The sequence below is a fragment of the Halorussus limi genome (genome assembly GCF_023238205.1).
Classification (GTDB): Archaea; Halobacteriota; Halobacteria; order Halobacteriales; family Haladaptataceae; genus Halorussus; species Halorussus limi.
Genome location: NZ_CP096659.1, coordinates 1,917,480 through 1,932,238 on the forward strand (window position 1 = coordinate 1,917,480; position 14,759 = coordinate 1,932,238).

At 72.1% G+C, this 14,759-nt stretch carries 15 protein-coding genes; 10 read left to right on the forward strand and 5 right to left on the reverse strand.

The features are described from left to right. Positions 1 to 3: 3 nt before the first annotated feature. From M0R89_RS09915 to M0R89_RS09925, 3 genes are read right to left on the reverse strand one after another with little or no spacing between them, the layout of a single operon-like run. Positions 4 to 1,164, reverse strand: coding sequence for an outer membrane protein assembly factor BamB family protein (locus tag M0R89_RS09915; RefSeq protein WP_248648924.1), 1,161 nt, complete (start codon positions 1,162 to 1,164; stop codon positions 4 to 6). Further along, entirely contained in the window at positions 1,161 to 2,042 is an 882-nt protein-coding gene (locus M0R89_RS09920; protein ID WP_248648925.1) for a hypothetical protein, read from the reverse strand. The genes M0R89_RS09915 and M0R89_RS09920 overlap by 4 nt, the downstream gene beginning before the upstream one ends. Next, positions 2,039 to 2,236, reverse strand: coding sequence for a hypothetical protein (locus M0R89_RS09925; RefSeq protein ID WP_248648926.1), 198 nt, complete (start codon positions 2,234 to 2,236; stop codon positions 2,039 to 2,041). The genes M0R89_RS09920 and M0R89_RS09925 overlap by 4 nt, the downstream gene beginning before the upstream one ends. Before the next feature lie 145 nt (positions 2,237 to 2,381). Here M0R89_RS09925 and M0R89_RS09930 point away from each other — a divergent pair, with 145 nt between their 5' ends. The 10 genes from M0R89_RS09930 (at position 2,382) to M0R89_RS09975 (ending at position 11,139) form a co-directional block, all read left to right on the forward strand. Further along, positions 2,382 to 3,584: a M24 family metallopeptidase gene (locus M0R89_RS09930; protein ID WP_248648927.1), complete on the forward strand. Its 1,203-nt coding sequence runs from the start codon at positions 2,382 to 2,384 to the stop codon at positions 3,582 to 3,584. A gap of 204 nt (positions 3,585 to 3,788) precedes the next feature. Continuing rightward, complete coding sequence (locus M0R89_RS09935; protein ID WP_248648928.1) at positions 3,789 to 4,412, forward strand: HAD family hydrolase; 624 nt, start codon at positions 3,789 to 3,791, stop codon at positions 4,410 to 4,412. Beyond that, positions 4,409 to 5,371, forward strand: a complete 963-nt coding sequence (cbiB, locus tag M0R89_RS09940) for an adenosylcobinamide-phosphate synthase CbiB (protein ID WP_248648929.1) — start codon at positions 4,409 to 4,411, stop codon at positions 5,369 to 5,371. The genes M0R89_RS09935 and cbiB overlap by 4 nt, the downstream gene beginning before the upstream one ends. Continuing rightward, on the forward strand, positions 5,362 to 6,183 hold the full coding sequence (gene cobS / locus M0R89_RS09945) for an adenosylcobinamide-GDP ribazoletransferase (protein ID WP_248648930.1): 822 nt from the start codon (positions 5,362 to 5,364) through the stop codon (positions 6,181 to 6,183). The genes cbiB and cobS overlap by 10 nt, the downstream gene beginning before the upstream one ends. Further along, positions 6,183 to 6,761, forward strand: coding sequence for an NTP transferase domain-containing protein (locus M0R89_RS09950; RefSeq protein ID WP_248652258.1), 579 nt, complete (start codon positions 6,183 to 6,185; stop codon positions 6,759 to 6,761). Before cobS ends, M0R89_RS09950 begins: the two co-directional genes overlap by 1 nt. After that, entirely contained in the window at positions 6,758 to 7,783 is a 1,026-nt protein-coding gene (gene cobT, locus M0R89_RS09955; RefSeq protein WP_248648931.1) for a nicotinate mononucleotide-dependent phosphoribosyltransferase CobT, read from the forward strand. The genes M0R89_RS09950 and cobT overlap by 4 nt, the downstream gene beginning before the upstream one ends. After that, positions 7,770 to 8,780 carry an aminotransferase class I/II-fold pyridoxal phosphate-dependent enzyme gene (locus M0R89_RS09960; RefSeq protein WP_248648932.1) on the forward strand — a complete coding sequence of 337 codons (1,011 nt, stop codon included), beginning with the start codon at positions 7,770 to 7,772 and terminating at the stop codon, positions 8,778 to 8,780. The genes cobT and M0R89_RS09960 overlap by 14 nt, the downstream gene beginning before the upstream one ends. Further along, positions 8,773 to 9,591, forward strand: coding sequence for an adenosylcobinamide amidohydrolase (locus M0R89_RS09965; RefSeq protein WP_368408826.1), 819 nt, complete (start codon positions 8,773 to 8,775; stop codon positions 9,589 to 9,591). Before M0R89_RS09960 ends, M0R89_RS09965 begins: the two co-directional genes overlap by 8 nt. Before the next feature lie 35 nt (positions 9,592 to 9,626). Beyond that, positions 9,627 to 10,229 (forward strand): cob(I)yrinic acid a,c-diamide adenosyltransferase, encoded by a 603-nt coding sequence (locus tag M0R89_RS09970; protein WP_248648933.1) that lies wholly within the window; start codon positions 9,627 to 9,629, stop codon positions 10,227 to 10,229. Between the two features lie 25 nt (positions 10,230 to 10,254). After that, complete coding sequence (locus tag M0R89_RS09975; protein ID WP_248648934.1) at positions 10,255 to 11,139, forward strand: hypothetical protein; 885 nt, start codon at positions 10,255 to 10,257, stop codon at positions 11,137 to 11,139. Positions 11,140 to 11,188: 49 nt separating this feature from the next. On the opposite strand, the gene M0R89_RS09980 is transcribed toward M0R89_RS09975, so the two are convergent. Continuing rightward, a complete protein-coding gene (locus M0R89_RS09980) occupies positions 11,189 to 13,717 on the reverse strand; it encodes an MMPL family transporter (protein WP_248648935.1) in 2,529 nt (842 codons plus the stop codon). Positions 13,718 to 13,929: 212 nt separating this feature from the next. Beyond that, positions 13,930 to 14,706, reverse strand: coding sequence for an SDR family NAD(P)-dependent oxidoreductase (locus M0R89_RS09985; RefSeq protein WP_248648936.1), 777 nt, complete (start codon positions 14,704 to 14,706; stop codon positions 13,930 to 13,932). Positions 14,707 to 14,759: the final 53 nt, after the last annotated feature.

Here is a 14,759-nt window from a genome sequence, read left to right on the forward strand (position 1 = left end):
GGACTACGCCGGCGTGAGTGACTTCGTGAGCGCGTATACCACGCCGTCGTCGAGACAGTAAAGCCGGTCTGAGCCGAGGGCGAGTCCGACGCCCCCGGACCCCACTCGGTGGGACTGCTCCTCGGTCGCGTCCGCGATGGCGAGGCGGTAGACGGTTCCGGTGTCGTCGGTCACGAACACGGTGTCCCCGTCGACCACCGGCGCTCCCAGCACGTGTTCGTCGCGTTCCAGCCGCCAGTTCCGAGCGCCGGACGCGGGAGCGAGGCTGAAAAGCGCGCTCTCCTCGCGACTCATGTCGTAGGACTCGACCAGCAAGTGGTCGCCGGCGACGCCGTACACGGTGGCGCGGTTCCCGACGTTCGCCTCCCACTGCTTCTCGCCCGTTGCGGTGTCGAGCGCGTACACGGTCCCGTTCCTGCTCCCGGCGAAGACCCGCCCGTTCGCCGTCGCGGCGCTCGTCATCTCCGGGCCGCTGTATGTATCCGAGGTCTCGAACTGCCACGCCGTCTTGCCCGTCCGTATAGAGACGGCGGTCAGCGGCGCGTTGCTCCGGGGGAGATACGCCCGCTCGGAGTCGAGCGCCATCGAACCGCTGAGTCCGTCGCCGCCGAGGCTCCAGTGCTGTTGGACCGCTCCGTCGCCGACCGCGAGCCGGTAGACGGCGTAGCCGCCGACGAACGCGGAGCCGTTCCGGACGGCGACGTCCCGGGGGTACGTGACGTCGAGTTCAGTCTCCCACCGCTCGTCGCCGGAGTCGAGGCCCACGGCGAAGGCGTCGCCCGCCTCGCTCGTCCCGAACACCGTTCCGTCGGCGACGGCGAGACTGTCTCGAAGTTCGTCGTCGGTCTCGTAGCTCCACGCGGCGTCGCCGGTCTCGCCGTCGAGGAGAGTGAGCTTTCGGTAGCGTCCGACCAGCACGCCTCGCTCGGTTCCGACCGGTCCGACGGACAGGTCGCCGGTTCGGGTCTCCCAGCGTACCGGGGTCGGTTCCGGCGTCTCCGTCGTCGTGGTCGGCGCGGGCGTCTCCGTCGGGGACTCCGACGGCGACCGCCGGTCGTCAGACGGGTCGGACCGACCGAGGAGCGGGTTCAGGCCCGTGAGACCCGCGATGCCGCTGGCGATAGCGCCGGTGCCGTACTGAAGGATGGTGCGTCGTCGTGTCATTGGTCGTTGGACGGGGAAGCGTTCGCAGTCGATTCGTCGGTGCGGCGACGCCAGAGGGCGACGGCGCCGAGTCCGCTCGCGACGTACGCCAGCCACGCGACGCCGCCCGGTGCGGTGCCGACGAGCAGGCCGACGACGCTGTTCACCGACAGTCCGCCGACGACCGCGACGCCGGCCGACTGCCCGGCGACGGCGAGCGTGGCCCGAGTCGAGTCCGAACCGGACGGTTCGCTCTGCCGACCGTCCTGCGAGGCGGGCGCGGGCCGATTCGACTCCGCCGAGTTCGGGGTCAGTTCTTCCCGGGTCGCCCCGTCCGCCTCCGCGGCGGTCGCGGCCCGTCCCGGGGACTCGTCAGTCCACGACGGGGACTCGTCAGTCCGCGATGGGGACTCGTCAGTCCGGTGCCGAGACTCGGCGGCCCGTGACGATGTGTCGTCGGCCGGCCTCTCCCCGGAGTCGTGTCGTTCGACCTGCTCGGCGAGCGTCTCGGCGTCGACCCGACCGTCCCGTCGGTCGGGCGTCAGTTCGCTGCGGGGCGACATGTCCGACCGAGGCGACCGCCGCTCGCCGCTCTGGCCGTCCGTCGGCGCGGACCGGTCTCCGGTCGTCCGGCGGGAGTCCCGACCCGTCGCGGTGTCGCGACCGACGTGCCAGAGGACGGCACCGATGAGTAGCGAGGCGAAGCCCCCGCCCAGAACCGCCCCTTTTCCGGTCGGGGCCTGATAGCTGGTCTCCACGCAGTTCTGTCCGTACTGAACCACCGAGTCGTAGCACGTCCGGGCCGTCTCGGTCCGGGTGGCCGGCATCGCCAGTCCGGCGAGCGTCAGCAGGACGCCGAGACCGACCAGTCCGACGCCCAGCGTTCGCTTGAGGTTCATGGCGTCGCCACCGGTACGGGGGTGGCGAACGCGGCCGTCACCGACCCGCCGTCGCCGACCCGTCCGCCGCCCGTCTTGCCCGCGATTCGACTCCCGGTCTCGCAACGTATCTCGACCTCCTCCGTCCGCTCGAAGGTGGCCTCCGCGGGGACCCGGGCGTCCGCACGCGAAGACTGTAGCGTAAACTCCGGCATACCGCCACTGTAAAAGCAGTCCCGTATATACGTCCCGATTTCCGCTCCGTCCCGCGATTTCGTCGGCGGTCCGGGGTCTCGCCGACGACCGCCGGGTTGCCCCCACGTGAACGTTTAACCCGCCGGGTTGCGTGAGTCGGTCTATATGCCGACGCGAGTTCCCGACAGCGAGTTTCAGGACCGACTCGCCGCCGTCCGCGACCGCATCGACGACGCGGGCGCCGACGCCGGCGTCTGGTTCGGCGCGACGAGCATCGAGTATCTGACCGGCTTCGACCACATCCAGACCGAGCGCCCGGTCGTGCTCGCGGTGACCGACGACCGCGTCGCGGTCACGGTGCCCCGCCTCGAAGTCGAACGGGTCGAGACCAACCCGCGCATCGACGCGGTCCATCACTACTTCGACTACCCCGGCGGCGACCCCGTCGAGACCGCGGCCGGGATGCTCTCGGAGTTGGGCGTCGAGTCGGTCGCCGCCGACGCCGACGGCGCGCCGGGCGTGATGGGCTACGAGGGACCGAAACTCTCGTCGTTCGTCGAGGTCGAGAGCCAGAACTGGGTGAGTCGGATGCGGTGGGCCAAGTCCGACGCGGAGGTCGAACTGGTCCGCGAGTCGGCCCGGTGGGGCAACCTCGCACACCGCTACCTCGCCGACTTCACCGAGGTAGGCGAACACCCCGCGACCGTGAGCCAGCGCGCCTCGCTGGAGGCCTCGCGGGCGATGCTAGACGCGCTGGGCGACGAGTACGTCCCGCGCACGCGCGGCGACGGTCCGGCGATGGCGGGGTTCATCACGGGCGAGCAGACCGCCCTGCCCCACGGCCACACCGCGAACCGCCGCCTGCAGGAGGGCGACGTGCTGGTGACGGGCGCGAGCGCCGACGTGGACGGCTACCGCTCGGAACTCGAACGGACCATGTTCCTCGGCGAACCGGACGACGAGCAGGCCCACTACTTCGAACTCATGCTGGAGGCCCAGACCGTCGCCATCGACGCGCTCGGACCGGGCGTCGAACTGTCGTACGTGGACGAGCAGGTCTGGGACTTCTTCGAGGAACAGGGCGTCGCCGACCTCGCGCGACACCACGTCGGCCACAACATCGGCCTCGGCGCGCACGAACCGCCGTACATCGACCGCGGGTGGACGACTCACTGCGCCGAGCAGGACGGCCGCGAGGACCGCGACGCCGAGATGGAACCCGGCCACATCTACACCATCGAACCCGGCATCTACACCGACGAGTACGGCTACCGCCACTCCGACACCATCGCCATCACCGAGGACGGCGTGGACTGGCTGACTTACTTCCCGCGGGACCTGGAGTCGAACACGATTCGCGCGGAGTAGCCGGTCGACGGTCTCGCGGCGGTTTCGCGGCGGATTCTCTCGTCTCTGGGTATTTTTCGGAACGCTGTCCGTCCGCTCGCTCGAACTTCGTCCGTCCTTGCGCGAGGCGAGTTCGGCGGACGCGGTTCGCTCCGCCAGCGCCGGGCGCTGGCACGGTTCCCCGACTCCGAGCGATTCAAGTTCATTTGCACTAACACCGACGTAGTGGCAGTCTCGTTCGACCTCTTCGGAACCCTCGTGGACGCCGACCGACCCGACGACCCCGCGAGCGCCGTCGCCGCGGAACTCGACTCGCGGGGCGTGGCGGTCCCCGACGACTGGGCCGCGGCCTACCGGGAGGTCCACGTCGACGCGCCCGAAGGCGCGGAGGTTCCGCTGATGGCCCACGTCAGCGCGGCGCTGGCGAGTCGAGGCGTCGAAGCGCCGGGAAACGCCGCGCGCCGGGCGGTCGTCGCCGCGTTCGACCCCGAGGTCGAGACCCGCGAGGGCGCGCTCGACGCCGTCGCGGCCGCGAGCGAGCGCGGCCCGGTCGCGGTGCTGTCGAACTGCGCGGTGCCCCAACTCGCGCGGAAAGCGCTGATTCGCTCGGCTCTCGACCGCGAGAGCTTCGACGCGGTCGTCACCAGCGTCGCCTCCGGGTGGCGCAAGCCCGACCGCCGGGCGTTCGAGACCTGCGCCGACCGACTCGGCGTCTCGGTCGCCGAGCTAATCCACGTCGGCGACGACCCCCGAACCGACGGCGGCCTCGACGACTGCGGCGGCGAGGCCGTCCTCCTGTCGGACGTTCCACTCACCGCGTTTCCCGAGTGGCTGGAGGGTCGGCGATGAACGCTGCGGTCCCCGTCGCAATCGCGCTCGCCCTCGACGCCGCAATCGCGGAACCCCCGCGCCGACTCCACCCCGTGGCGCTGTTCGGGTCGCTGGTCGCCGTCTTCGACCGCGAGTGGTCCCGGCCCCGAATTGCGGGTCTCGCCGTCGCCGCCGCGCTCCCCCTGCTGGCGGCCGCGACGGTCGCGCTCGCGGTCGAAGTGGCGGTCCGGCTACACCCCGTCGCGGGCGCGCTCGCGGCCGGAATCGTCGTCTTCGCCGCGACCAGTCTCCGCATGCTCACGGAGACGGCGACCGAGGTCGTCGCCGCGACCGAGACCGACCTCTCGGCCGCCCGCGAGCGCCTCCGGTGGTTGGCGGGCCGGGACGCCGCCGACCTCTCGGCCGCCGAGGTCCGGAGCGCCGCGGTCGAGAGCGCGGCCGAGAACCTCGCCGACGGCGCGGTGGCGGCCCTGCTCGCGTTCGCCCTGTTGGCCCCGGTCTCACTGCCCGCCGGGGCCGCGGCCGCGGTGTGGGTCAAGGCGGTCAACACCCTCGACTCGATGTTGGGCTACCCCGACAAGGCACACGGCACCGCGAGCGCCCGCCTCGACGACGCGGTCATGTGGATTCCCGCCCGCGTGAGCGCGGGACTGCTCGCGGTCGCGGCGCTCGTACCCCTGTCCGGCGCGGGCGCGCGTCGCCGCCTCGCGTCGCTGTCGGCCGCCCGCCGGTGGGCCGCGGCCCCGCCCTCGCCCAACTCCGGATGGCCGATGGCGACGCTCGCGGCGGTCGTCGACGCACGCCTCGAAAAGCCGGGCGTCTACGTCCTGAACCCCGACGCCGCGCTCCCTTCGGTCGAAACCTCGCGTGCCGGGGTCCGGGTCGTCCGGGCCGCGGGCGTCCTCGCCTTCCTGCTCGCGGCGCTCCTCGCGGGGGTCGGATACGCGTTCGCGCCGGAGGTGGTCGCGTGGCTCTGACCGCGGTCCCGAGTCGCACTCGGGAACTCGTCGGACGGCGTCTGACGGCGGTTCGGGGCGCGCTCGGCTTCCTCACCCGCCTGCCGACCGGCCGGAGCGAGGCGGCGTGGACCGCGTTCAGCGAGACCCCTGCCGCCTTCCCGGCGGCCGGGTGGGTCGCGGGCGCGCTGGCCGCGACCCCGTTGGTCGCCGCGCAGTTCCGGGCGCTCCCGGCCCCGACCGTCGCGTTCGGCTACCTGCTCGCGCTCTACGCCGTCACCGGCATCAACCACGCCGACGGCGTCGCCGACCTCGGCGACGCCGCGGTCGTCCACGGCGACCCGGAGCGACGCCGCGCGGTCCTGAAGGACACAGAGGTCGGCGTCGGCGCGGTGCTGGCGCTCTCGCTCGTCCTCGCGGGTCTCGCGCTGGCCGCGCTGGCGCTGGCGGGACTGCCCGCGGCCGCGCCCCGGACCGCCGCGGTCGGCGTCTCCGGCGCAGTCGCTATCGCCGTCGCCGCGGAGGTCGGCGCGAAACTCGGGATGGCCGCGCTGGCTTGCCTCGGCGACCCCGCCTTCGAGGGACTGGGGTCGGCGTTCACCGACAACGCCCCGGCCGCGCTGGTCGCGCCGGTCGTCGTCGCGGCCCCGGTCGCCCTGCTGGGCGTCCCGGCGGTCGCGGCGCTCGGCGGGGCGCTGGCGGCCGCGCTCGGCGTCCTCCGGTGGTCGCGGACCAACCTCGGCGGGGTCAACGGCGACGCCTTCGGCGCGGCCAACGAACTCGCCCGCCTCGCGGGCCTGCATCTGGGGGTGGTCGCGTGGACGCTCTCGTGATGTGCGGCGGCCGGGGCACCCGCCTCGACGCTCCGACCGAGAAACCGCTGTTCGAGGTCGGCGGGCGGCCGATGGTCGCCCGCGTCGCCGACGCCCTCGCCGAGAGCCGAGTCGAGAGCGTCCGCGCGGTCGTCTCGCCTCACGCGCCCGAGACCCGGAAATTCGCGGACGGCCGCGACGACCTCGCCACCGTCGAGACGCCGGGCGAGGGCTACGTCGCCGACCTACAGGTCGCGCTGGAGGCGGTCGAACCGCCGGTCCTGACCGTCGCCGCCGACCTGCCCCTGCTCGACGCCGACGCCGTGAACGCGGTCCTCGACGCCTCCGACACGGAGACCGACCGTCGAGACGACGGCGGCCGGCCCTCCACGACGGTCTGCGTCCCGGCCCAACTCAAGCGCGCTCTCGGCGCGAGCCTCGACACCGCCTTCGAGCGCGACGGCCGGGAACTCGCACCGACCGGAGTGAACGTCGTCGCCGAAACGGAGAGAGAAACCATGTACGAGACTTACGACGCGCGACTGGCCGTGAACGTGAACCGACTCGCAGACGCCGACCTCGCGGAGGGTCTGCTGTGAGACTGCTCCTGTTCGCCGGGACCACCCGGACCGCCGAAATCGACGGGATAAGCGCCGCGGGGGCCGACCCCGAGGCGATGGTGTGGACGCCGAGCGCCGACGCCGAGATTCTGGAGTACGGCGAACCGGTCCGCGCGCCCGAGGTCCCGGTCAGTCCCACGGGGTGTCCGACGCCCGCGCTCGCGACCCGCGCGGTCCGAGAACTCGCCGACTTCGAGACCGGCGTAGTGGACGCCGGACTCGCCGAACCCACCGCCGCGCCCACCGTCTCGGTCGGCGCGCGCCCCGGCGAGGACGTGCGCGAGTCCGACCCCGTGCCGACCGCGCCGGGTGCCTACGCCGCCGCCCGGCAGTTCGGCCGACAGTTTCCCGACGACGAGGTCACGGTCGCCGAGACGATTCCCGGCGGCACGACCACCGCGCTCGGGGTCCTGACCGCGCTGGGCGAGGAGCGGGGCGTCTCGTCGTCGCTCCCCGACAACCCCATCGAGCGAAAGCGCGAGGTGGTCGCGGAGGCGCTCGACGCCAGCGGATTGGAGTCGGGCGACGCCGCGGGCGACCCCCGGTCGGCGGTCCGGCGCGCGGGCGACCCGGTGCTGGCGAGCGCCGCGGGGTTCGTCGTCGGGGCCGCCCGGACCGGCACCGCGGTGACGCTGGCCGGCGGCACCCAGATGCTCGCCGTCGCCGCCCTCGCGCGCCACGCCGGGGTCGAGCGACCGCTCGCGCTCGCGACGACGACGTTCGTCGCCGACGACCCCGCCGCCGACCTCCGGGGCGCGGCCGCCGACTTCGACCTCGACCTGACCGTCGCCGACCCCGGGTTCGAGGAGTCGGACCACCCCGCGATGGCGAGATACGTCGCCGGAGAGGCCAAGGAAGGCGTCGGGATGGGCGGGGCCTTGGCGCTCGCCGAGCGAGAGGGAATCGAGATGGCCCGCGTCCGCGACCGGATTCGGACGCTGTACGACGAACTGGTCGAGGGCGAACCGGCCCCCGCGGGACGCGACGATGGACCGCGATAGCGTCCGGGAGGTCGGCCGAGTGCCCCACGGCGGGAGCGACGACCCCGACCTGCTCGACTTCAGCGCGAACACCAACCCGCGGACGCCGCCCGGGACCCGCGAGGTCTACGCCGACGCCCTCGACGCGTCCCGGTCGTATCCGAACGACGACTACCCCGAGTTCCGGGCGGCGGCCGCCGACTTCGCGGACTGCGACCCCGACGCGGTCGTCCCCACGCCGGGCGGTCTGGCGGCGCTCCGACTCGCGTTCGCCGTGAGCGTCTCGCCCGGCGACTCGGTGCTGGTCCCGTTTCCCAGTTTCGGCGAGTACGCCCGCGAGATTCGCCTGCAGGGCGGGCGACCGGAGTTCGTACCCCACGACGAACTGCTTGACGCCGACCCCCGGGACCACGCCGCGGTCGTGGTCTGCAACCCGAACAACCCGACCGGCGACGCCTACGACCCCGGCGCGCTCCGCGAGTTCGCGGCCGAGTGCCGAGAGAGCGACGCCCTGCTCGTCGCCGACGAGGCGTTCCTCGGGTTCACCGACCGCCCCTCGCTCGCGGGCACGCCGGGCGTCGCCGTCGCGCGCTCGCTGACCAAACTCTTCGGCCTCCCGGGTCTCCGGGCCGGGTTCGCGGTTGCGACCGGCGAGGTCGGCGCGGACCTCGCTACCGCACGGCGGGCGTGGAGTTGCGGGACCCCGGCGGCCCGCGTCGGCGCGCACTGCCTCCGAGCGGACGAGTTCGTGGCCGAGACCCGCGAGCGCGTCCGCCGGGAGCGCGCCCGGATGACCGACGCCCTCGGCGAGGAGTTCGAGGTCCACCCATCCGAGTCCCCCTTCCTCCTGCTCGACGCAGGGGAGCGCGACCCCGCGGAAATCGTCCGGCGCGCCCGCGAACGTGGCGTCGCGGTCCGCGACGCCACGACGTTCCGGGGACTCGACTCCCACGTCCGGGTCGCGGTCCGGACGCCCGGCGAGAACGACCGCCTGCTGGAGGTCCTCGGCGATGTCTGAGGACTCCTCGGGCGTGTTCGAGACCACCGTCAGCGAGGGCGTCCTCCGGGTCCGCCGGGAGGGCGCGCGGTGGCTCTCGACCGGGTGGGCGGGCGGCGAGTGTCGCGCCGACGCGGCCGACAACGTCTCGGTCCCGGAGGGGTTCGACCGCACGGACCTCGACGCGTACATCGCCGAGCGCCGGCGGGCGGCGGGGTTCGAGGGTTCGGGACCCGCGCTTCTCACCGGCGTCGAGTTGCGCCACGCCCGCGGCGCGCGACTGGGGCCGGTCGCGGCGGTGGCGACCGCCGGCGTCTCGAACCCGGCCGCGCTCCCGACCGACCCCGAGGACGCGCGCGCCGACCGGTCGGGCGAGCGCGCCGAGCAGTCGTGCGGTCCCGCCGACGCGTCGGCGGACGCCGCCGGTCCGGACGGGTCGGAGACGCCCGAGGTCGGCACCGTCAACGTCGTCGTCGGCACCGAGCGGTCGCTGGCCGACGGCGCGTTGGCGAACCTGCTCGCGGTCGCAGTCGAGGCCAAGACCGCGACCCTGCTCGCGGAGACCGGCTTTCCGGGCACGACAAGCGACGCGGCCGTCGCGGCCTGCGACCCGGCGGGCGAGCGGGTCGCCTTCTCGGGGAGCGCCACCGAGGTCGGGGCCTGCGCGCGGGCCTGCGTCCGCGAGGCGGTGCGCGCGAGCCTCGACTCGCGGTACGGCGAGGGCACCGGCGCGACGGTTCCCGAGTCGGTCGCCGACGCGGAGTACGGCGTCGCGACCGACCGACGTGCGGCGGTGTTCCGTCCGGCGGAACGCGAACGAGACGACGCGTAGAGACTGAAATTTGATGCTTTAACGAACATATACACATGCCAGAGACAGAGAAAACCGACTCCGACGACGGCGATAGCATCGAACCGGCCGACCCCGACGAGTTCGGTCTCGTACAGGTCTGGTGGGGCGACGGCAAGGGAAAGACTACGGCGGCGCTCGGCATGGGGTTCCGGGCGGCGGGCCACGGCTACCGGGTCCACCTGCTCCAGTTCATGAAGGGCGGCGCGGACAGCGTCGAGGACTCGCGCGGCGAGTACGCCGCCATCGAGGCCCTGCCGACGTTCACCTACGAGACGACCGGCGAGTACGGGTGGCACGGCTTCTCGGACGGGAGCGACGACGACGAACACGCCGCTCGGGCGCGGGCGGCGCTCGCTCGCGCCCGCGAGGCCGCCGACGAGGGCTACCACATGCTGATTCTCGACGAGGTGCTGTACGCCGCCAACCGAGGACTGGTCGAACCGGACGACGTGCGCGAGTTGGTCGAATCGAAGCCCGACGACCTCGAACTCGTCCTGACCGGGGGTCACGACCGCCCCGAGTACGTCACCGACCTCGCGGACCTCGTGACCCGCGTCGAGAAGGAGCGCCACCCCATCGAGGACGGACAGGGCGCGCGGAAGGGAACCGAGTACTGACCCGTCGCCGGGTCGAACGTCCGGTATGGCTCTCCGCGATTCGCTCCTCCGTCGGTCGGCCCTCGCGCCGTTCGCCGTCGCACTTGTGCTGTTCGCCGCCCTCGCGTTCGCGCTCCGCCGCGCGGCGGCGCGCGCCCGCGGCGTCCCGCTGAGTCCGCTCACCGCCGGGCGGCGCGTCGGCGCGGACTACCCCGAGCGCCGGGGCATCGTCGCGGACGGCGAGGTGCGGGGTGAGATGGACGACCTGCGGGAGTTCGCCGGGCCCGACTTCGACCCCGGCGCGGTCCACCCCGCGGTCCGGAACTTCTACGAGCGCACCGCCGACTACGAACTCGCCTACGAGGTGCGCTGGCACCGCCCGTTCCGACTCGGCGCGGCGCTCGCCGCCGGACTGACGGGTCGCGTCGAGCAGTTGAACCTCCCCGGTCCCGGCGAGTCCGGCGTCCGGGAACTCGACAGCCGATTCGCTCGCGTGGACCCGGACGTCGACCCCCGGTCGGGTGCGCGGGCCTGGGTCCGGACCCGCGGGGACGGGACCGCCGTCTTCGTGGCGATATACGCCCACCACGAGCGCGGCGGCACCCGGTACGTCAACATCGCCGTCCCGCTCCCCGGCGCGAACCTGAGCACGGTCCTCCGCCCCGAGAATCTGGCCGACGGAACCGACGGCCTCGAACTGACCACGCTCGGCGGGTCGTCCGACGAGACCGACGGCGACGAAGGGCTGTTTCTGGCGACGCCGCTCGGCAACCTCGCCCTGCCGCTCGACCAGCGATTCCGAGTCCGGCCTCGGGAGGAGGCGCCCGACGCCGCCGGCGTCGAGGCGACTCACGAGATGTGGGCGTTCGGGCGGCGGTTCCTGACGATTCGGTACACTGGTCGGAACGCGCGGGACGGAGACCGGTCGTAGCCCGTCGGTCGAAAACGGAGAAGGCCGCGAAAGCGGAGAAGAGAGCGGCTCAGTCCTGCCGTCCGGCCGGGGTGCCGGACGGCGACTCCGTGACCGCTTCGGGAGTCGCGTGGACGTAGCGCGTCCAGAGCAACAGCAGACTCGGGAGGACGAAGATGGCCACGACGAACGACAGCGACAGCGCGAGGACGACCAGCGTCCCGAAGCTCCTGAGTTGGGGCGAGGGCGACAGCAGGAGCGCGCTGAACGCGCCGGTCGAGGTCAGCGTGCTGCCGAACAGCGCGCCGCCCGTGCCCGTCACGGCCTCGCGGAGCGCGCGGTAAGCGTCCCGGCCCGCGTCGAGTTCCTGCGCGAACCGGTCGCTGATGTGGATGTTGTAGTCGATGCCGAGGCCGATGACCAGACTCATCAGCAGCGACGTGAGCAGGGTCAGCGGCACGTCCAGCAGGTACATGCCGCCGACGACGAGCGCGGTGACGAGCGCGATGGGGACCACCGTAATCGCGCCGAGCGAGGCGCTCCCCTCGGCGATTCGGTAGACGACCATCAGCATGACGAACACCGCGGCGAGCGCGATTACCAGCGTGGTCAGGATGCTGTCGGCGGTCTGGGACGACTCCGCCTCGCTGACGGTCGCCGCGCCGACTGCGGTCGCGGTCAGCGCGTCGCCGTCGTCGTCGACCGCGGCCGCGACGGCGCGCATCTCGTCGGCCTGCGTCCCGTACTTCGCGTCTGGTTGGATGGGTACGACCATCCTGAGCGACCGGAACTCGCCGCTCGCAGTCCGCTCGATTACGCGGCTTGCCTCCTCGGGGGCGGCGTCGTAGAGCGCGGCGTAGACTTTTCGGAGATTCCGGTCGGGCACGCTGTCGCCGTCGGTGTCGGCCTCGCGGAACGTCTCGGCGAACGCCTCGTCGCGGGCGGCCACCGACTCCATGACGGTCAGCGGCGAGACGAACGGCACCGACCCCGACCGCTCGAAGACGACCTCGCTGTCGGCGGCGCGCTGGCGGCCCTCGCGGAGGCGTTCGAGCGTCTTCGGGTCTGTCACGTCGCCCTCGACGAGAATCTGGGAGATTCGGCGGTCGCTCTCGTCGGCCGACCGGTAGCGCTCGTCCACGAACGCGCTGTTCTTCTCGTACTCCGTGACCTCCCACGCGAGCGGTTCGGGGAGGTCCTGTTTCCACTCGGCGACGCCGTCGTCGCCCTGCTGGAACGCCTTGCGGTCGAGTTCCGTCCACGCGAGACCGCTCGCCGCGCCCGCCACGAGCGCGACGACGACGACGGCCGGCGCGGCCCTCCGCGCGAGGTCGGCGCCGCTTCCCAGCAGGGGTTCGAGGAGTCTGGTCTTGCCGAGCGGTCGCTTTCGTCGGTCGAGACCGACTCGCTCGAGCAGACTGTCGACGCTCACCTTCAGCGCCGGGACGATGGTCACGAAGATGACGAACGCCGAGACGACGCCGAGGGTGATGCCGACCGAGAGGTCCTTGATGAGGTCGAACTCGTTGGTGACGTTCGACATGAAGCCGACCGCGGTCGTCACCGTGACGAGACCGACCGCGACGGCGACCGACGACAGCGACCGACTCATCGGCCCGCGGATGTCGTCGCCTTCGCCGCGCTCCTCGCGGTAGCGCATGAAGACGTGAAGCCCGTAGTCGACGCTGAGTCCGACGATGAGGACCGGACCGATGATGAGCGTGAACCCGGCCGGAATCTGAAGCCAGCCGAGGATGCCGAACATCCAGACGACCGACAGGACGACTCCCACGAAGCCGACGACCACGTCCACGAGGTCCCGATAGGAGAACGCGAGGACGGCCAAGATGGCCGCGAGCGCGGCGGGGAGTATCAACTCGAAGGTGTCCTGCTGAGTCTGCTTGCGGTAGACGCTCTGGGCGTGGGGGCCCGTGGTGAAGTGACCGTCCGCCTCGTCGGCCTGCTCGTAGAGAACGCGAGTCGCGGGCGTCCCCTGCGCCCGCTGACCGTCCTCGCCCGCGGTCCGGAACCGGAAGACCATCCGGCGACTCGTCGCGCTCGCGGTGCCCGGTTCGTAGTCCTTCGGCAGGAGTTCGAGCGCGGGCGACCCCTCCGAGAGCGTCTGTTTCACGGTCCTCTCGACTTCGGCTTCGCCGGCCGATTCGAGCGCCGCGATTTGGTCGCTCAGCGACGCGGACTGGCTCCCGGCCAGTCGCTTGGCGACGAGGTTCGAGACGCCGACGACGCCGCCCCGGTCGGGGAGCGCCCCGGCGACCGACTCGTTGCTCCGGACCGCCTTCTGGTACCGGAGCGAGTCGAGCAGCGACGACTTCGAGAGGACGTTTCCGTCCGTGTCGCGGACGTAGACGGGGGTCGGCGACCCGCCGCTGTCGTTTCGCTGGGCGTAGTTGTCCTGAATGTAGAGTTGCTTCTGTGCGACCTCCGTGTCGCCGAACGCGTCGCTCCCCGTCGCCTCGCTGGAGAGTTGGAGTTTCGTGACGCCGGCGCCCACGCCGGCCGTCAGCAGGAGCATCAGGACGACGACGACGAGGCTGTGTTCGGTGACGAATCGGGCCGGCCTCTCGAAGAGGCGTTTCATGGTCTACCTCCGCCGTCGGCTACGCGTCGGTACTGCCGCCTCGCTCCGTCGGCGCGAGGCGGGTCCGTGTCGTGTCGTATGTCGTGACTCATCGGTACACTGCGGGCTACGCCCCCGATTCCCGTATAAAAACACCCAGAACTGCCGACGGCGCAACTGCGGGAAAGATTTATCTACCTCGACGCAGGCGCCGCCGCGATGCCCGTGCGGCGTTACACGTCGGGAGTCTCCATGATGCGGGGGACGCCCGCCGCGGTGATGGTCTCGCCGACGAGGTACGACGCGGCGGGACTTGCGAGGAACTGGGCGAGGTCGGCTATCTCCTCGGTCGTGCCGATTCGCCGCTCGACCTCCTCGCGGTCGATGTCGTCGGCGCTGACGCCCATCTGGCTCTCGACGCCCGGCGTGGCGACGAACCCGGGCGCGATGCAGTTGACCCGCACGTCGTCGCCCGCCCACTCGAACGCGAGCGTCGAGGTGAGGTTGATGACGCCCGCCTTGGCCGCGCCGTAGTGGCTCATGTGGGGCGACCCCTTCTGGCCCGCGACGCTGGCGAGGTTGATGACCGCGCCGCCGCCGTCCTCGCGCATGTGTTCGCCCGCGACCTGCGTGCAGTGGAACGTCCCGTGGAGGTTGATGTCCACGATGGTCTCCCATCCGTTCTCGCTGATGTCGGCGAACGGGGCCATGAAACTCGCGCCCGCGTTGTTCACCAGCACGTCGATGCCGCCGAACTCCTCTACGGTCGCGTCCACCAGCGCCTCGACGGCGTCGCGGTCGGTCACGTCGCACTCCACCGCGAGCGCGCTCCCCTCGCGGTCGCTGTCCTCGATGCCCTCCGCGACCGGTTCGACGTTCTCCTGCTCGCGCGAGCAGACCACCACGTCCGCGCCGTCGGCCGCGAACCGCTCGGCGATGGTCCGACCGATGCCGGAACTCGCGCCCGTGACGATCGCGGTGGCGTCGCCGACGCCGAACTGATCTCTCATTCGCGACCCTCCGCGGTCCGTCGGCCAATAGCGTTCCTTACCATTGTTAACTA